A 16,407-nucleotide genomic window follows, 5' to 3' on the forward strand; every position below is an offset into this window, starting at 1 on the left:
TTCCTACTGGAGGACATCATGAATCGCTTCGAAGGCAAGACCGTTCTGGTCACTGGCGGCAACAGCGGTATTGGCCTGGCAGCCGCCCAGGCATTTGCGCGGGAAGGCGCCCGCGTGGTCATTACCGGCCGCGATGCGGCAGCGCTGGAAACGGCGCGCGCCACGCTCGGCACGGTTGGCGGCAATGCGGCCATCGCCATCCGCAATGAAACCGGCACCGTGGCCGCCGCACGCGAGCTGACCCGTCAGCTGCAGGAGGCGGGTGTGCGTCTGGACGCCGTGTTCATCAATGCCGGCATGGCCAAGTTTGCCGCCGTCCCGGACGTGGACGAAGCCCTGTGGGACGCCACCTTCAACGCCAACGTGAAGGGCGCGTTCTTCCAGATCCAGGCGCTGCTGCCCATTCTCAACAAGGGCACGTCGATCGTGCTGAACGGCTCCATCAACGCGCACATCGGGATGCCGAATTCGTCGGTGTATGCGGCGAGCAAGGCTGCGCTGATCTCGCTGGCGAAGACGCTCTCGGGCGAACTGATCGGCGCGGGCATCCGCGTGAATGTGGTCAGCCCCGGCCCGGTCACGACGCCGCTGTACGGCAAGCTCGGCCTGGATGCCGACACGCTATCGGCCACCGCCGCACAGATCCAGAGCCAGATCCCCTTGGGCCGCTTTGGTCAGCCGGAAGAGATTGCATCGACGGTGCTGCATCTGTCGGCGCCGGAATCGGCCTTCATTGTCGGCACGGAAATCATTGCCGACGGCGGCATGAGCCAGCTCTAACCCAATCCTTGTTACGGCGTGCCGCACACCGCGTGCGGCACGGCTGGAGATCATCATGAAGATTCTTCCCAACCTGGTACGCCACCTGGGCGCTGCCCTCATCGGCCTGGCTGCGCTGCAGGCGCATGCCGCACCCGCCGTGCATGACCGCATGGTCGACGCCGCGGGCCTGCAGATTCAAACGCTGCAGGCCGGCAACGGCCCCGAAACCCCCGTTGTGCTGCTGCATGGCTATGCCGAGACCAGTCACATGTGGCTGCCGCTGATTCCGCGCCTGGCCGACCGCCGCGTGGTGTTGGCGCCAGACCTGCCGGGGGCGGGCACCTCGTCGATTCCTGCGTCGGGTTTCGACAAGACGACGCTCGCGCAGGATATCCACGCCATGGTGCAGGCCATGGGTTATCGCAAGGTCAAGCTGGTCGGCCACGACATCGGTCTGATGGTGGCGTACGCCTATGCCGCGCAATACCCTGACGAAGTGGAAAGCATCACGCTCATGGACGCCTTCCTGCCCGGCGTGGGTGACTGGCAGAAGGTCTGGCTGCTGCGCGACCTGTGGCACTTCCACTTCTATGGCGACACGCCGCTCAAGCTGGTGCAGGGCCGCGAGCGCATCTACTTCGAGCACTTCTGGAACGACTTTGCGGCCGATCCCAAGCACTCGGTGCCCGAGGCCGACCGCCAGTTCTACGCGCGCGCCTTTGGCCAACCCGGGCGCATGGCGGCAGGGTTCGAATATTTCCACGCCTTCCCGCAGGATGCGGTGGACTTTGCGGGCTTTGCGAAGACGCCGCTCAAGATGCCGATGCTTGTACTGGCGGGCGAAAAGGCTTCCGGCGCGTTCCTGATCGAGCAGGCCAGGATGGTGGCGACCAACGTGAACGGCGTCACGATCAACGGCGCCGGCCACTGGCTGATGGAAGAGGCGCCCGAGGCCACGATGACTGAACTGGTGCGCTTCATTAACGCTCCGCAAGCCGAGACCAACATGCGTTCGCGCGCGGCCGACTGAGTGGTGTACGGTGAGTTCGCTCACGGAATTCACCCCACGCTTTGCCACGTGCTCTACGAATTGCGCGGGTTTCGCCGGCAGACGGGCGGGCGAATCACCTGGACCGAGCAATGGCCCGGGGCAGCGTGTTGACGGGCAGGCACAGGACTGCGGTCAGCAGTGCCAGGCTCATATGGCATAGGTAGAGCGCATTGAAGTCGGCGCGCTGCAGACCGGTGCCGCCGAGCAGCAGCACCGTCAGGGCGACGCCCATGACGGAACCGATTTGCCGTATCGCCTGGTTGATTGCGCCGCCGACCGCGTAGTGCTCGGCAGGCAAATGACTGACGGCGGCCCCCGACAGCGACGGCAGCACCATGCCAACGCCCACGCCGCTGAGCAGCATGCCGGGCAGCCAGTGGGTCAGGTAGGCGGGAGTCAGGCCGGGCACCAGCAAAAACCAGACGGCACTGCTCGCATAGAGCACGCTACCCGCGACCAACAACGGGCGATGGCCATGCCGGCTCGCGATCCGGCCTGAGAGCATGGCCACCGGAATCACCAGCAGCGGCCCTGGCGTGATGGCCAGCCCCGCCACCGGCAGCGAGTAATGCCAGATCGACTTCATGTAGAAAAAGAAGCCGAAGAACATCATCGAGAACGCCGTGCCGAAGCTCAACGTGGCGAGATTGACGTATCGGTAAGTCGGGTTGCGAAACAGCGTCAAATCGACGAGCGGGGCCTGTGCAACGCGAGCCCACGCGACAAATCCGACGATGCACGCGAGCCCGATGGCGGCAATCCCGAGGAGTTCATCGCGCGACCATCCCGGCGACTCCGATTGCACGATGGACAGCGCCAAAGCCGCTGTGCCGATCATCAGCAGGCCCATCCCGAACAGATCCAGCGGGCGTTTGGTGCCGTGCTGTCTTGTCTCGACGAGAAGGGTGGCGCCACGCCACATCGCCGTCAGGCCCAGGGGCACGTTCAGATAGAACGCCCACTGCCAGCCGATCGATGCGATCACGAACGCCCCGAGGCTTGGGCCCACCGCAGCGGCCAGCGCCCCAACCGCGCCCCACAGGCTGATCGCCACCGCGCGCTTGCTGACGGGGAACGCCGCCAGCACGAGCGAGAGCGACGCGGGCGTCAGCAACGCTGCGCCAACAGCCTGCAGCACGCGGGCTGCAACGAGCCACCCGACGCTCGGCGACAGGCCACACGCAACGGACGCCGCAAGGAACAATGCGACACCAATCAGAAACACCTTCTTGCGCCCATGCTTGTCCGCCAATCCGCCCGATGGAATGAGCGTTGCCGCGTACGCTACGGTGTAGGCATTCAGCACCCACGAAAGGTCCGCCGCCGTGGCGTGAGGAAAGCCTGCGCGTAATGCGCTGAAGGCGGCGAACAGCATCGTGCCGTCCATCGAGACCAGAAACACCGCCACGCTGGCGATCCAGAACACTGGCCACGGCGATGCGGTGCCGGTCTGTGTGGTGGGCAACGCCGCGGTAATCGTGGCAGATGCTCCGGGTGCTGCGCTGTCGGGAGGCGTCATGGGATTCTTCCGATGTCGACGATGGGCCGCCGGGTCTGTTTCAGGTAACACGCTCGAGCTGCAGCTTCAGTCTCAGGACAGGCCGAACGTCTTCCTCAAGCCCGAGTCCACCGGGCCTGACGGCATGAAGCGGCGCAGCCTGCTCAGCAGCGTCGCCTCGCCCTTGGGCGTGCGGCGCATCTTCCATGCACCGAGCGCGGCCTCGACGACCGTGCTCGCGACCCTATCGGCGTCCGGAGCCTTTTGAACACTCGTTCGAATCGTCTGCGAAACTGCGCCGCGCTCCGCGTCGTAGGCCGAGACCTTGGCCGCCACATCGGGCGCGTTGGCGTCCAGGCTCGTCTTGGTGAACGAGGGCTCGACCAGCGCGACACGAATGCCGAACTTGCGCACTTCGTGATCCAGCGTTTCCGACAGGCCTTCCACGGCATGTTTGGATGCCGAATACAGGCCCATGTAGGGCGCAGGCAGAAAACCGAGCACCGAGCTGATATTGACGATCCGCCCCGAGCGCTGTGTGCGCATGTGGGGCAACACTGCTCGCGTGGTCCGCAAGATGCCGAACACGTTGGTGTCGAACAGCGCCTGCGCTTCGGCGATCGACGTTTCTTCGGTCGCACCCAGCAGCGTTACGCCGGCACTGTTGACCAGCACATCGATGCGCTTGGCCAGCGCGATGATGGTCTGGAAGGCGCGCTGAACCGATGCTTCATCGCGGACGTCCATCTCGACCAGCTCAACGCCCGGCAGCGGGTGCGCTCGGGCGAGGTTGCGCACGGTGCCGAAGACCCGGCAGCCTCGCAGGGCGAACTTTGCAGCGGTGGCACGGCCAATGCCTGAAGACACGCCGGTGATAACGACAACGTTGGAATTCGACATGGCGATTTTTTTCTCAGTGAGTGAAAACGTGCGGTGGGAGGCGGTCGTTGTGGGGTTATGCGGCTATTTGCTGGCAACGGCGGTCGATTCGTTCGGATTCCAGCCGCCACCCAGCGCCTTGAATGCCGCCACTGCAGCGCGTGCCGATTCCGTTTGCGCCTGGGCGCGCGCATCGGATGCACGCAACAGGCTTTCGTCGGCCTGCAGAACTTCAATGAGGCTGACGACGCCTTTCTGGTACGCAGCGAACGAGGCGTTTCGCGCGCGGCCCAGCGAATCCACGCCTTGCGTGAGCATGGCTGCCTGCTCTTCCCGCTTGACGAGGGCAGAAAAGGCGTCTTCCACGTCTTCCGTGGCCCGCAGCGCGGCAAGCCGGTATGCGGCCAGCATCTCAGCCTCTTGCCCTTTGGCCTGATCGATCTGCGCATTGATGCGCCCGAAGTCGAACAGGCGCCAGCGCAGGCCGAGCACGCCGGCAAACTGGCTGGCCCCGCCACCAAACAGGCTGCCCGCGCCCACGGATGTGGCGCTGCCCAGCAGGCCGCCCAGCGAGAACTTCGGGTAGTACTCCGCAATGGCGACGCCGATGCGTGCGTTGGAAGCCGCGAGGCGTCGCTCGGCGACGATGAGGTCGGGGCGCCGCCGCAACAGTTCGCCCGGCGATCCGCTGATCGAAATCCGTGGCGCGGCAGGGATGTCGCCGTCTTGCGCAAGCTCGGCCCGGTGTGTGCCCGGCAGTGAGCCCAGCATGACGTCGAGCGCGTTCATCGCCGCGTCGAGGCCCGTCTCAAGCTGCGGAATGGAAGCGCGCACCTGGGCCAGCGCCCCCTCGGCCTGCCTCACCTGGAGTTCTGCCGCCAGCCCCTTGCCGTACAGCAGGTTCACCGTGGAGAGCAGTTCCTCCTGCGTCTTTACCTGCTGACGCGCCACGCGCAGGCGTGTCTGCAAGCCGCGGACCGTGATGTAGATGTCGGCAGTCTGCGCGGCCACGGCCAACCGCGTGGCAACCGCGCCCGCCTGAGAGGCTTCGTAATCCGCCAGCGCGGCTTCCCGGCCACGGCGCAGGCCGCCGAACAGGTCCAACTCCCAGCTTGCATTGGCGTCCGCTTCAAAGGCATTGCCATAGCGGTCGAAGCCGGGCCGGGAATTCAGGACGCGGCCCAGCGGAGTTTCGACGGACTGATAGGCGCGCGCCGCTTGGCCTGTGACGTTGCCCGAAGGCAGCAACGCGGCGTTGGCGGCACCAAGACCTGCTCGAGCTTGCGTGACGCGGGCGAAGGCCTGGGCAAGGTCCAGGTTCTGTTCCAGCGCCAGCTGCACGAAGCGCCTCAGTTGCGGATCGCCAAAGCCTGCCCACCACGCCGACAGATCGGCTGCGGTGGTGGCGCTGCGCTGCTCCACGGCCGTCTGGCCAAGGAATGTGGCTGGAGCCGGCATCTCGGGCTTCACATAGTCCGGGCCGACGGCACAGCCCGCTGCCAGGCCGGCAACGATGAGTGCGGTAAGGGAGTGTTTTGGCAACATGGGCGGCTTCCATCGAAACTTTTAGTGACTATAGTACAAATTGGTCACAAGTTGTTCAATGATTGCGACTCGCGTAAGCTGACGCCCATGAAGACCACTCCTTACCCCGTTTCCGCCCGCGGTCCGGCGGATCACGACGTGCGGGACCAGATCGTTGCCGCTGCCACCGAACATTTCAGCCGCTACGGCTACGAGAAGACCGCCGTGTCCGATCTGGCCAAGGCCATCGGTTTTTCCAAGGCTTACATCTACAAGTTCTTTGAATCCAAACAGGCCATTGGCGAGATGATCTGCGCCAACTGCCTGCGCGAAATCGAGACCGACGTCAACGCGGCGCTGGCCGAGGCAGGCTCGCCGCCCGAGAAGCTGCGGCGGATGTTCAAAGCCTTGACGGAGGCCAGCCTGCGGCTGTTTTCCCATGACCGCAAGCTGTATGAAATTGCCGCCTCGGCAGCGACCGAGCGCTGGCAGTCTGTGATTGCCTATGAAGGCCGTATCCAGACGTTGCTGCGCGATGTGCTGCAGGAGGGCCGCGAGACCGGAGACTTCGAGCGCAAGACGCCATTGGATGAAGCCACGGCAGCCATCTACCTGGTCATGCGCCCGTACATGAATCCGCTGCTGTTGCAGTACAGCTTTGACTACACCGAGACGGCACCCGGCCTGCTCTCCAGTCTGGTGCTTCGGAGTCTTTCCCCGTGACGCACAGATTTTTTCTTTGTGACCATTGACTATTTTGGTCACTAGAACCAGAATGAAAGCCCAGATCATCTCGTCGATGGGGCTTTCATGTTTTCGCGTCGCTTTGTTACCTCTACCGTTGCTTTTGCGTTGCCCCTCGCGCTGAGTGCGTGCGGCGAAAAGGCCCCCGTCGACCCGCGCACCGAGGCGCCCTTGGTGCGTGCGGTGGTCGTTCCACCTGCGGTTTCCGCATCGCGTTCCTTCACGGGCGTCGTGGCTGCCAGGGTGCAGAGCGACCTCGGCTTTCGCGTGCCCGGAAAAGTGTTGGAGCGGCTGGTTGACGCAGGGCAGACCGTCAAGCGCGGGCAGCCGCTGATGCGGATCGATCCCGTCGACCTGAAGCTCGCAGCGCATGCGCAGCAGGAAACCGTGGCCGCCGCACGGGCACGCGCGCAGCAGACGGCCGAAGACGAGGCGCGCTACCGCGATCTGCGCGGCACCGGAGCCATTTCTGCCTCGGCCTACGACCAGGCCAAGGCTGCGGCTGACGCGGCCAAAGCGCAACTCAGCGCCGCAGAAGCGCAGGCGGATGTGGCGCGCAACGCGAGCCGCTACGCCGAGCTTGTCGCTGACGGCGACGGTGTGGTCATGGAAACGCTGGCTGAGCCCGGCCAGGTCGTCAGCGCTGGGCAGGCTGTGGTGCGCCTCGCGCACGCGGGCCGACGCGAAGCCGTAGTCCAGCTGCCGGAAACCTTGCGGCCGGCGATTGGCTCGGTTGCACAGGCAACGCTTTTTGGCACCGAAAGCGCCGGCGTACCGGCCAAGCTGCGACAGCTTTCGGACGCGGCCGACCGGCTGACTCGCACCTTCGAAGCGCGTTATGTGCTGGACGGCGATCTGGCCAACGCGCCGCTCGGCTCCACCGTAACGATTCAGATTGCCGATCGGCCGGCCACTGCGCAAGGCGATGTGCAGGTGCCGCTCGGTGCGGTGTTCGACGCCGGCAAGGGTCCGGGCGTATGGGTCATCCAAGGTGAACCTGCCAAGGTGTCGTGGCGCTCCGTCACCATCGCGCAGGTTGGGGATGAGGGCGCGCACGTCGGCGGGCAGGTCAAGCAGGGCGACCGCATCGTCGCGCTCGGCGCACAACTGCTGCGTGAAGGACAGCGGGTGCGCGTCGCCGGCCAGGATGCCGGCACTGCCATCGCGGGGGTGCGACTGTGAGCCAAGGCCGCTTCAACCTGTCTGCGCTCGCCGTACGCGAGCGTGCCGTCACGCTGTTCCTCATCTGCCTGATATCGGTGGCAGGTCTCATTTCGTTCTTCAAGCTGGGCCGTGCAGAAGACCCCGCTTTTACGGTCAAGGTGATGAACATCGTCACCGTGTGGCCGGGTGCCACCGCGCAGGAAATGCAGGACCAGGTGGCTGAGAAAATTGAAAAGCGCATGCAAGAGTTGCGCTGGTATGACCGCACGGAAACATACACGCGGCCAGGTCTGGCGTTCACCACGTTGACGTTGCTAGACAGCACGCCGCCGTCGGAAGTGCAGGAGGAGTTCTACCAGGCGCGCAAGAAAGTCGGCGACGAGGTGGCCAACCTGCCGTCGGGCGTGATCGGGCCGATCGTCAATGACGAATATTCGGACGTGACGTTTGCGCTGTTCGCGCTCAAGGCGCAGGGCGAGCCGCAACGTGCTCTTGTGCGCGATGCCGAGACGCTGCGCCAGCGGCTGCTGCACGTGCCGGGTGTGAAGAAGGTCAACATCATCGGCGAACAGGCGGAACGCATCTACGTCGAGTTTTCTCATGACCGGCTGGCGACGCTGGGGGTGAATCCACAAGACGTTTTTGCCGCGCTCAACACCCAGAATGCGCTGGCCGCTGCGGGCTCCGTGGAAACGAAGGGGCCGCAAGTGTTCATTCGCCTGGATGGCGCGTTTGACGAGCTGCAGAAGATTCGCGATACGCCGGTGGTCTCGCAGGGGCGGACGCTGAAGCTGTCCGACATTGCCACCGTCAGGCGCGGTTATGAGGATCCGGCCACCTTCATGGTGCGCAATGGCGGGCAGCCTGCCTTGCTGCTTGGCATCGTCATGCGCGAGGGCTGGAACGGCCTGGACCTGGGCAAGGCGCTCGACAAGGAAGTCGGCGCCATCAATGCGGACATGCCGCTCGGCATGAGCCTGACCAAGGTGACGGACCAGGCGGTCAACATCGCCGCCTCCGTCGACGAGTTCATGCTGAAGTTCTTTGCAGCGCTGCTCGTGGTCATGCTGGTGAGTTTTGTCAGCATGGGGTGGCGCGCCGGCCTGGTGGTGGCTGCGGCCGTGCCGCTGACGCTTGCCGTGGTGTTTGTTGTGATGGCCGCGACAGGCAAGAACTTCGACCGCATCACGCTGGGCTCGTTGATCCTCGCGCTCGGTCTGCTGGTGGACGACGCGATCATCGCCATCGAAATGATGGTGGTGAAGATGGAAGAGGGCTACAGCCGTGTGGCTGCATCGGCCTATGCGTGGAGCCACACTGCGGCGCCCATGTTGTCGGGCACGCTCGTGACGGCGGTCGGATTCATGCCCAACGGTTTCGCGCGATCGACGGCCGGGGAATACACCAGCAACATGTTCTGGATTGTCGGTATCGCGCTGATTGCGTCGTGGGTGGTGGCGGTGGTGTTCACGCCTTACCTGGGCGTGAAGATGCTGCCCAACTTCCAGACGGTCGAAGGCGGACACGACGCGATTTACGACACGCCGCGTTACAACCGTTTCCGGCGATTGCTCGGGCGTGTGATCGCGCGCAAATGGCTGGTCGCGGGCGCGGTGGTGGGCCTTTTCGCGCTGTCCATCGGGGGCATGGCGATCGTCAAGAAGCAGTTCTTTCCGATTTCGGATCGCCCGGAAGTGCTGGTCGAGGTGCAAATGCCTTATGGCACATCGATCAACCAGACTGACGCGGCCACCGCCAAGCTGGAAGCGTGGCTGGCCAAGCAGAAGGAAGCCAAGATCGTGACGGCCTACATCGGCCAGGGCGCGCCGCGCTTCTATCTGGCGATGGGGCCTGAGTTGCCGGACCCGTCGTTCGCCAAGATCGTGATCCGCACCGATAGTCAGGAAGAGCGCGACGCGTTGAAGCAGCGGCTGCGTCAGGCCGTTGCAGATGGCCTTGCCCCAGGGGCGCGTGTACGTGTCACGCAGCTTGTGTTCGGTCCGTATTCGCCGTTCCCCGTGGCCTATCGCGTCACTGGCCCGGATGCGGAAACGCTGCGCCGTATCGCTGCTGATGTGCAGCATGTCATGGACGCCAGCCCGATGATGCGCACGGTCAATACGGACTGGGGCACGCGCGTCCCCACGCTCCATTTCACCTTGCAGCAAGACCGCCTGCAAGCCGTGGGGCTGACATCCAGCGCTGTCGCCCAGCAGCTCCAATTCCTGCTCAGCGGCATTCCGGTGACGGCCGTGCGCGAAGACATCCGTACGGTGCAGGTGACCGCGCGCTCAGCCGGCAACGTGCGGCTCGACCCGGCCAGAATCGGCGACTTTACGCTGGCTGGCGCCAATGGGCAGCGCATTCCGCTCTCGCAAGTTGGCAAGATCGACGTGCGCATGGAAGAGCCCATCATGCGCCGGCGCGACCGCATGCCGACCATCACGGTGCGCGGCGATATTGCTGACGGCTTGCAACCGCCCGACGTGTCGACGGCCATCAGCAAGCAGCTTGCCCCGATCATCGAGAAACTGCCGAGCGGATACCGCATTGAGCAAGCCGGTTCCATCGAAGAGTCGGGCAAGGCGACGAAGGCCATGCTGCCGCTGTTCCCGATCATGTTGGCGGTCACACTGCTGATCCTCATCTTCCAGGTCCGGTCCATCCCGGCCATGGTCATGGTGTTCCTGACCAGCCCCTTGGGCCTTATTGGCGTGGTGCCCACGCTGATCCTGTTCGGGCAGCCGTTTGGCATCAACGCGCTGGTCGGTTTGATTGCGTTGTCGGGCATCCTGATGCGCAACACGCTCATCCTCATCGGGCAGATTCAGCACAACAAGGATGAAGGGCTTGATCCGTTCCGGGCTGTGGTGGAAGCCACGGTGCAGCGTGCACGGCCGGTGATTCTGACGGCGCTGGCGGCCATCCTGGCCTTCATTCCCCTGACGCATTCGGTGTTCTGGGGCGCGCTCGCCTATACGCTGATCGGCGGGACGTTTGCCGGGACGATCCTGACCCTGGTGTTTCTGCCGGCGATGTACTCCATCTGGTTCAAGATCCGGCCCGCCCACGCTGCCCATGTGCAGCCTCCGCTGCAAGAGACCGCGCAAGGCGCATCACAGCTGCTCCCTGAATAGCGTTTTAGTCGCCTGCCCGCGTTACCTCCGTTCTCTCTCGACCCTCGGGCAGGCGTTTTTTCTTTTCTCATGGGGCGTCACGCTCCCGCAGGGCCGCCAACATGGCATTGACGAAATGTCAGTAATTGACGTATCGTCAACGCCATGAAGCCCATCGAAGAAAATCGCCTTCTGCTGCGCGAAGGCCGCAAGATCGTGGAGGCGCTGGGCAAGACGCTGGCGCCGCTGGTGGAAGTCGTCCTGCACGACCTGACCGATCCCGATCATGCCGTCGTTGCCATCGCCAACAACCTGTCCGGCCGCCAGGTTGGCGACGCCGTGACGGAGCTGGGCCTTGCGCGCCTGGCCGACCCCGACTTCCCGGAAGTCATCGAAAACTACGCCAACCGGTTTCCCGACGGGCGCCCCGCTAAGAGCACATCGATCGGGCTGAAGAACAGCCGCGGCGATTACGTGGCGGCCATCTGCCTGAACATGGATGTATCGATGCTCGGCGCCATGACGTCGAGCCTCGCGCAGTTGATGCGCATCGACGTTGCCGCGCCGCCGGTGCCCGAGTCGCTCGCATCGCGCCGCGTGGAAGACGTGCGCATCGCGCTCGAACAATTTGCCGCCGCACGCAACACCACGCCCATGGCCATGACGCTCGACCAGCGCCGCGAAGCCATGCGCGAACTGGCCGCCAGCGGCCTGCTGAACTTGCGCCGCGCGCTGACTGAAGTCGCGCAAACGCTGGGCGTGGCGCGCTCCACCGTCTACACCTACCTGCCCGAGGACCTCGCATGAGCCTGCCCATTTCCTACGACGACGTCGTTGCTGCCCACGCGCGCCTGCACGGCGTTGCCCACAAGACGCCCGTGCTGACGTCGGCCACCGCCAACGCCATGACCGGCGCCGAGCTGTTCTTCAAGGCCGAGAGCTTCCAGCGCATGGGGGCGTTCAAGTTTCGTGGGGCGTACAACGCGCTGTCGCAATTCACGCCGGAACAGCGCAAGGCGGGCGTGATCACGTTTTCGTCGGGCAACCACGCGCAGGCGATTGCGCTGTCGGCCCGGCTGCTCGGCATGCGCGCCGTCATCGTCATGCCGAAGGACGCGCCCGTCGTGAAGGTGGAGGCCACGCGCGGCTACGGCGGCGAGGTGGTGTTCTTCGACCGCTACACCGAAGACCGCGAAGCCATTGGCCGCAAGCTGGCCGAAGAACATGGCCTTACGCTGATCCCGCCTTACGACCATCCGCACGTGATGGCCGGGCAGGGCACGGCGGCCAAGGAATTGATCGAAGAGATCGGCCCGCTCGATGTGCTGCTGGCCCCGCTGGGCGGCGGCGGTTTGCTCTCCGGCTGCGCCACGGCGGCGCGCGCGCTGAACCCGGCGTGCAAGATCTTCGGCGTGGAACCCGAGGCCGGCAACGACGGCCAGCAGAGCTTCCGCACGGGCCAGATCGTCCACATCGATACACCCAAGACGCTGGCCGACGGCGCGCAGACGCAGCATCTGGGCAACCACACGTTTGCCGTGATTCGCGAGCTGGTCGACGACATCGTGACCGTGAGCGATGCAGAACTCGTCAGCGCCATGCAGTTCTTCGCCTCACGCATGAAGGCGGTGGTCGAGCCCACCGGCTGCCTGGCTGCCGCTGCGGCGCTGAACGGCAAGATTGACGTGCGCGGCAAGCGCGTCGGCGTGATCCTGTCGGGCGGCAATGTGGATCTGCAACTCTTCGCCAAGCTGGTGCTGGGCGCGGAGGCAGCGAAATGAGCGATGCACGCTACCTGAACGCGCCGCAACTGCGCCCGCCTGCGGGGCATTACTCGCACGCGGTCTGCGCCAATGGCTTCGTGTTCGTCGCCGGACAGATTCCCGTGACGCCCACCGGCGAAAAGCTCGTCGATGCGCCGTTCGAGACGCAGGTGCGGCAGGTGCTGTCGAACCTCGACGCCGTGCTTGCCGCCGCGGGCACGGACCGTTCGCGTCTGGTGCAAGTGCGTGTGTACGTGACCGACATGGAAGCGCACTGGCCCGCGTTCGATGCGCTCTACCGCGAGTGGATCGGCGACCTGCGCCCGGCGCGCGCGGTCGTGCCGGTGCCGACGCTGCACTACGGGCTGGCCGTCGAGATCGAGGCAACGGCCATGGCCGGGTGACACAAACACAAACGCTTGCCGTTGACGTGCGTCAGGTGGGAAGGGTTCGTGCGAGTTGATCTCCGGCGGTTTGCCGGCCATTGTTACAAAATGGCGGGCGTACCTGCCGAGGCATTGGCTTTGGCCTTGGCCCGCCCATGACAGATCAGACGCGTCCTTCGCCACCCATGACCCTTCAAAAAACGCGGCAACTCACGCAGGAAGACGTTCCGGTCGGTCAACCGCTGCCGTTTCCGCTGGCGGACAGCGCGGGCCGGCTCCTGCTGCCTGCCGGTGCCGTTGTGCCCGACGCTGAAGACGTCCGCCTGCTGTTCCATCACGGCCCGGTGCTGGCGCTGGCAGACGGCGATGACGTTGCTGCCGCGCCTGCCGCCGCGCCCGCGGAAGCGCCGCCCCGGCTCGGCTCGGCCGGCCTGACGGTGGGCACCGTTTTGCAGGTGCAGGAGAAGTCCGCGCCGCTGCGTGGCCTGCTGCCGTGCCGCCTGATCGGCTATATCGAAGGCGAGGCGCTGTTTGTCACGCAACCGGCCGACGCCAAGCGCACGCTGCGGCCGGAGCCCCGAGACGTGCTCATCCTGCGAGGCTTCTCGGGCCGCGCTGTGTTCACGATGATGTGCAGCGTGGTGTCGGTGGGGCAGTTTCCGTCGCCGTATCTGGTCTTGTCTGCGCCAATCAAGATGCAGAAGATGCCGTTGCGCCGTGCCAAGCGCGTGCAGGTTCGGATCGGGGCGCGCGTGCGTGCGCAGGGGCAGGCCGCGTCGGCTGCGGACCGCGTCGCGGTGATCCGCGACATCTGCCTGAACGGTGCCCTGGTGCAGAGCGCCAACCCCGCGTTCCAGCCCGGCGACAGACTCGCTCTGGATTTCAACGCCTACGTGGACGGCCAGCTGGAGACATTCGCGCTGACGGGACGCGTGGCAAGCGGGTCGCCGGCGCTGGGCGCCACCGCATCTGCATTCCCTTCGTTTGGCGTGGAATTCACGCTGTCGAAAGAGCAGACAGCCCAGCTCTCGCATCTGATCATCGAGCGGCTGGACGAGAACGCATGAGCGCCTAGCCCGCGAGCATCGTCTCCAGCAGCCACGCGCCGGCCTGGCCGAGTGTGCGCTTGCGCGACCACACCGCGTCCACCGGCACATGGCGCGGCCATCCGCGCGCCTGCACCTCGTGCAGCCGGTCTGCCGCGAAGTGATCGACCAGCCAACGCGGCAGCTCCGTCCATCCGAAACCCAGCACGGCCATCTCCAGCAACATGAGGTAGCTCGGCGCAGACCAGCGGCGCAGGCCGCGCACTGGCGTTGTATCGGCCCGCGGTCCGACCGGATCGACAAATGTGTTCAGCCGCAGCTCGCGTGTGTCGCGCAGCACCGCGTGCGGCACTTCTGCGTGCCCGTATTGCGCAAGCGGATGCTGGCGCCCTACGAACAGGCCGATCTCCGATTGCTCGGCGATGGTCGCGGCGCCAATGTCGGGCGGATACGCCGGTTGCGTGGCCACCAGGCCCAACTGCGCGCGGCCCTGCTGGATGATGTCGAGCACGTCTTCGTACTCGGCAATCAGGCATTCGAGTTCCAGCTCCGGAAAGCGTTGTTCGAGTGACGCGAGCGTCTGCTCGTAGCGATCGGACTGATACGTATCGGACACCACCAGCGTCAGGCGCGCCTCCAGGCCTCCGGCCATTTGTGCCGCCAGACGGTCCATCTGTTCGCTGGCCTCCAGCACGCGGCGCACTTGCGTGAGCATCGCGCGGCCCGCTTCGGTCAACGTGGGTTGGCGTGTGCTGCGGTCGAACAGCGTCAGGCCAAGGTCGATCTCGAGATTGCCGATCGCCTCGCTCACCGTCGATTGCCGCTTGCCCAGCTTGCGCGCGGCAGCCGAGAACGAACCGAGGGTGGCAGCCTCCGCAAAGGCGTGCAGGGCTTCAGGAGAGTGGCGCATCGATCGCTCCGCAAGAGGGGATTGGCTCAATATATCGGAAAAACCGATGGTTTCGAACTGGAGAAACTTGCCTGCACCGATGAAAATCACGCCCATTCATCGGAGTCGTTGCCATGCAAGTTCCTGTCAAAACCCCTGTCGAGCGCGTGTTTCATGCGCTGAGCTTCGAGTTGATCGCCACCGTCATCTGCGCGCCCCTGTTCAGCTGGATCATGGGTGTGCCGCTTGCGCACATGGGCGCCTTGACCCTCATGTTTGCCGGCGTGGCGATGGCGTGGAACATGGTGTTCAACGCCATCTTCGAGCGTGTCGAGCATCGCTACAAGCTCTCGCGCACGTTGACGTTGCGCGTGGTACATGCCTGCCTGTTCGAGGGCGGGCTCGTCGTGATGCTGGTGCCGCTGGGCGCGTGGTGGCTGAACGTCAGCCTCTGGGAAGCCTTCGTCATCGACATCGGCATCATGCTGTTCTTCCTGCCGTACACGTTCTTCTTCAACCTTGCGTACGACCATCTGCGCGCACGCTGGATGTCGCGCCGGGCGCTGGCCTGATCCCCCATGGGCTTAGGGCAAAAGGGGCAGTGCGGGAGGTGACACGCTTCCTATAATGAAGTCCCTTTCGAAACGGGCGCAGCGGTCGCAAGCCGCTGCGCCCGTATTGCCTTCATGCTGCGTCTTTCTGTTACGTCGTCCCATGCCTCGGCAACCGTGCTGCGCCAATGCTACGTAGCGGCCTGCGCGGGGGATGCTGCGGGCGTGATGAACGTGCTGCGCGATGCGTGCGGCGCGGACCACGCTGCGGCCATGATCCGGTGGCGCGTCGATGGACGCTGGCACTGGGTGGCATCGCGCGGCGCACGCTCGGCAGACATGCTGCTGCGTGCCGTGCGCGGTGATGGCGTTGACGCGTGGCCGATGGCCGACGCTGAAGTGCGCGGCGCGGTATGGCTCGATTACCGCAGGGCGGGCGTGCAGCCCATGCAGCATGGTGCGGCGCCACAGGCGTTGCTGCCGCACTTTGCGCAAGCGCTGCCGTTGTGCTGGCAACGCGTTGCGGCGCGCGCGGGCATCTCGCCTGCGCAGCCGGTCAGCCTGTGGCTGACCGATGCGTTTCACCTGACGCGCCGCGAAGCCGACGTGGCGGACCTGCTCGCAAGCGGCTCCGACCCAGCCTGTATTGCCCGCACGCTGGGCATTTCACTCGACACGGTGCGCACGCACCTCAAGCACGTCTATCGCAAGACCAACACGCACAGCCAGTGCGATGTCGTGCGGCTGATGCTCGCGTTATCGGCGCGCCGGTAGGTTCTTGCGCGCCTGTGTCAGGCGGTGGCCATCTTTGGCGGCGCCACGGCAGGCGTGCCGTCCTGGAAGAGGGTCTGCAATTGCGCCCGCAACTCGGGCGAATCGGTGTGCTTGTGCACGGAAACGGCGTGCTGCACGGCCGCCTCCAGCAGTTCGGCATCGCTGTCGGCGCTGATGGCGACCGAGCAGTTGGTCTCGCTGGGGAAGGCGCGGCAATCGATGTAGCGGCGGCCCATGGCGGTGCTCCTGAATGACGAATG

16 protein-coding genes are annotated in these 16,407 nt (G+C 65.0%); 11 read left to right on the plus strand and 5 right to left on the minus strand.

Features of this window, described 5'->3' with window-relative positions; genetic code table 11:
- Positions 1 to 18: 18 nt before the first annotated feature.
- The gene (locus R2676_RS05545) at positions 19 to 780 is read left to right on the plus strand and encodes an SDR family oxidoreductase (RefSeq protein WP_206273104.1); all 762 of its coding nucleotides are present in this window, start codon (positions 19 to 21) and stop codon (positions 778 to 780) included.
- A 55-nt stretch (positions 781 to 835) separates the two neighbouring features.
- A complete protein-coding gene (locus R2676_RS05550; protein WP_206273105.1) occupies positions 836 to 1,792 on the plus strand; it encodes an alpha/beta fold hydrolase in 957 nt (318 codons plus the stop codon).
- Between the two features lie 94 nt (positions 1,793 to 1,886).
- On the opposite strand, the gene R2676_RS05555 is transcribed toward R2676_RS05550, so the two are convergent.
- The 3 genes from R2676_RS05555 to R2676_RS05565 all read right to left on the minus strand — a co-directional run bounded on the left by R2676_RS05555 (position 1,887) and on the right by R2676_RS05565 (position 5,735).
- Positions 1,887 to 3,332 (minus strand): MFS transporter, encoded by a 1,446-nt coding sequence (locus R2676_RS05555; RefSeq protein ID WP_206273106.1) that lies wholly within the window; start codon positions 3,330 to 3,332, stop codon positions 1,887 to 1,889.
- Positions 3,333 to 3,404: 72 nt separating this feature from the next.
- Positions 3,405 to 4,211 (minus strand): oxidoreductase, encoded by an 807-nt coding sequence (locus R2676_RS05560; protein ID WP_206273107.1) that lies wholly within the window; start codon positions 4,209 to 4,211, stop codon positions 3,405 to 3,407.
- A gap of 63 nt (positions 4,212 to 4,274) precedes the next feature.
- Positions 4,275 to 5,735 (minus strand): efflux transporter outer membrane subunit, encoded by a 1,461-nt coding sequence (locus R2676_RS05565; protein WP_206273108.1) that lies wholly within the window; start codon positions 5,733 to 5,735, stop codon positions 4,275 to 4,277.
- Positions 5,736 to 5,822: 87 nt separating this feature from the next.
- On the opposite strand from R2676_RS05565, the gene R2676_RS05570 reads away from it, so the two are divergent.
- From R2676_RS05570 to R2676_RS05600, 7 genes are all read left to right on the plus strand, one after another.
- Positions 5,823 to 6,437: a TetR/AcrR family transcriptional regulator gene (locus tag R2676_RS05570; protein WP_027679368.1), complete on the plus strand. Its 615-nt coding sequence runs from the start codon at positions 5,823 to 5,825 to the stop codon at positions 6,435 to 6,437.
- 87 nt (positions 6,438 to 6,524) lie between these two features.
- Positions 6,525 to 7,640, plus strand: coding sequence for an efflux RND transporter periplasmic adaptor subunit (locus R2676_RS05575; RefSeq protein WP_206273109.1), 1,116 nt, complete (start codon positions 6,525 to 6,527; stop codon positions 7,638 to 7,640).
- Positions 7,637 to 10,759 (plus strand): efflux RND transporter permease subunit, encoded by a 3,123-nt coding sequence (locus R2676_RS05580; protein WP_206273110.1) that lies wholly within the window; start codon positions 7,637 to 7,639, stop codon positions 10,757 to 10,759. The genes R2676_RS05575 and R2676_RS05580 overlap by 4 nt, the downstream gene beginning before the upstream one ends.
- Before the next feature lie 144 nt (positions 10,760 to 10,903).
- The gene (locus R2676_RS05585) at positions 10,904 to 11,545 is read left to right on the plus strand and encodes a helix-turn-helix transcriptional regulator (protein ID WP_206273111.1); all 642 of its coding nucleotides are present in this window, start codon (positions 10,904 to 10,906) and stop codon (positions 11,543 to 11,545) included.
- Positions 11,542 to 12,519, plus strand: a complete 978-nt coding sequence (locus R2676_RS05590; RefSeq protein WP_206273112.1) for a threo-3-hydroxy-L-aspartate ammonia-lyase — start codon at positions 11,542 to 11,544, stop codon at positions 12,517 to 12,519. Before R2676_RS05585 ends, R2676_RS05590 begins: the two co-directional genes overlap by 4 nt.
- The gene (locus tag R2676_RS05595; protein WP_206273113.1) at positions 12,516 to 12,905 is read left to right on the plus strand and encodes a RidA family protein; all 390 of its coding nucleotides are present in this window, start codon (positions 12,516 to 12,518) and stop codon (positions 12,903 to 12,905) included. The genes R2676_RS05590 and R2676_RS05595 overlap by 4 nt, the downstream gene beginning before the upstream one ends.
- Before the next feature lie 167 nt (positions 12,906 to 13,072).
- Positions 13,073 to 13,954, plus strand: a complete 882-nt coding sequence (locus R2676_RS05600; protein ID WP_206273114.1) for a flagellar brake protein — start codon at positions 13,073 to 13,075, stop codon at positions 13,952 to 13,954.
- Positions 13,955 to 13,958: 4 nt separating this feature from the next.
- Here the strand turns inward: R2676_RS05600 and R2676_RS05605 are convergent, their stop codons facing one another.
- Complete coding sequence (locus tag R2676_RS05605; RefSeq protein ID WP_206273115.1) at positions 13,959 to 14,843, minus strand: LysR family transcriptional regulator; 885 nt, start codon at positions 14,841 to 14,843, stop codon at positions 13,959 to 13,961.
- 113 nt (positions 14,844 to 14,956) lie between these two features.
- Here R2676_RS05605 and R2676_RS05610 point away from each other — a divergent pair, with 113 nt between their 5' ends.
- Entirely contained in the window at positions 14,957 to 15,394 is a 438-nt protein-coding gene (locus tag R2676_RS05610; protein WP_316856829.1) for a multidrug/biocide efflux PACE transporter, read from the plus strand.
- Positions 15,395 to 15,508: 114 nt separating this feature from the next.
- On the plus strand, positions 15,509 to 16,147 hold the full coding sequence (locus tag R2676_RS05615; protein ID WP_206273117.1) for a helix-turn-helix transcriptional regulator: 639 nt from the start codon (positions 15,509 to 15,511) through the stop codon (positions 16,145 to 16,147).
- 17 nt (positions 16,148 to 16,164) lie between these two features.
- On the opposite strand, the gene R2676_RS05620 is transcribed toward R2676_RS05615, so the two are convergent.
- Entirely contained in the window at positions 16,165 to 16,383 is a 219-nt protein-coding gene (locus R2676_RS05620; protein WP_206273118.1) for a DUF1059 domain-containing protein, read from the minus strand.
- Between the last annotated feature and the right edge of the window lie 24 nt (positions 16,384 to 16,407).

It is taken from the genome of Ralstonia flatus (assembly GCF_958439105.1).
Lineage (GTDB): Bacteria > Pseudomonadota > Gammaproteobacteria > Burkholderiales > Burkholderiaceae > Ralstonia > Ralstonia flatus.

Excerpts from the sequence above, each read along its gene's own strand:
- R2676_RS05545 (WP_206273104.1), top strand. The coding sequence starts at position 19 with ATGAATCGCTTCGAAGGCAAGACCGTTCTGGTCACTGGCGGCAACAGC.
- R2676_RS05550 (WP_206273105.1), top strand. The coding sequence starts at position 836 with ATGAAGATTCTTCCCAACCTGGTACGCCACCTGGGCGCTGCCCTCATC.
- R2676_RS05555 (WP_206273106.1), bottom strand. The coding sequence starts at position 3,332 with ATGACGCCTCCCGACAGCGCAGCACCCGGAGCATCTGCCACGATTACC.
- R2676_RS05560 (WP_206273107.1), bottom strand. The coding sequence starts at position 4,211 with ATGTCGAATTCCAACGTTGTCGTTATCACCGGCGTGTCTTCAGGCATT.
- R2676_RS05565 (WP_206273108.1), bottom strand. The coding sequence starts at position 5,735 with ATGTTGCCAAAACACTCCCTTACCGCACTCATCGTTGCCGGCCTGGCA.
- R2676_RS05570 (WP_027679368.1), top strand. The coding sequence starts at position 5,823 with ATGAAGACCACTCCTTACCCCGTTTCCGCCCGCGGTCCGGCGGATCAC.
- R2676_RS05575 (WP_206273109.1), top strand. The coding sequence starts at position 6,525 with ATGTTTTCGCGTCGCTTTGTTACCTCTACCGTTGCTTTTGCGTTGCCC.
- R2676_RS05585 (WP_206273111.1), top strand. The coding sequence starts at position 10,904 with ATGAAGCCCATCGAAGAAAATCGCCTTCTGCTGCGCGAAGGCCGCAAG.
- R2676_RS05590 (WP_206273112.1), top strand. The coding sequence starts at position 11,542 with ATGAGCCTGCCCATTTCCTACGACGACGTCGTTGCTGCCCACGCGCGC.
- R2676_RS05595 (WP_206273113.1), top strand. The coding sequence starts at position 12,516 with ATGAGCGATGCACGCTACCTGAACGCGCCGCAACTGCGCCCGCCTGCG.
- R2676_RS05600 (WP_206273114.1), top strand. The coding sequence starts at position 13,073 with ATGACCCTTCAAAAAACGCGGCAACTCACGCAGGAAGACGTTCCGGTC.
- R2676_RS05605 (WP_206273115.1), bottom strand. The coding sequence starts at position 14,843 with ATGCGCCACTCTCCTGAAGCCCTGCACGCCTTTGCGGAGGCTGCCACC.
- R2676_RS05610 (WP_316856829.1), top strand. The coding sequence starts at position 14,957 with ATGCAAGTTCCTGTCAAAACCCCTGTCGAGCGCGTGTTTCATGCGCTG.
- R2676_RS05615 (WP_206273117.1), top strand. The coding sequence starts at position 15,509 with ATGCTGCGTCTTTCTGTTACGTCGTCCCATGCCTCGGCAACCGTGCTG.
- R2676_RS05620 (WP_206273118.1), bottom strand. The coding sequence starts at position 16,383 with ATGGGCCGCCGCTACATCGATTGCCGCGCCTTCCCCAGCGAGACCAAC.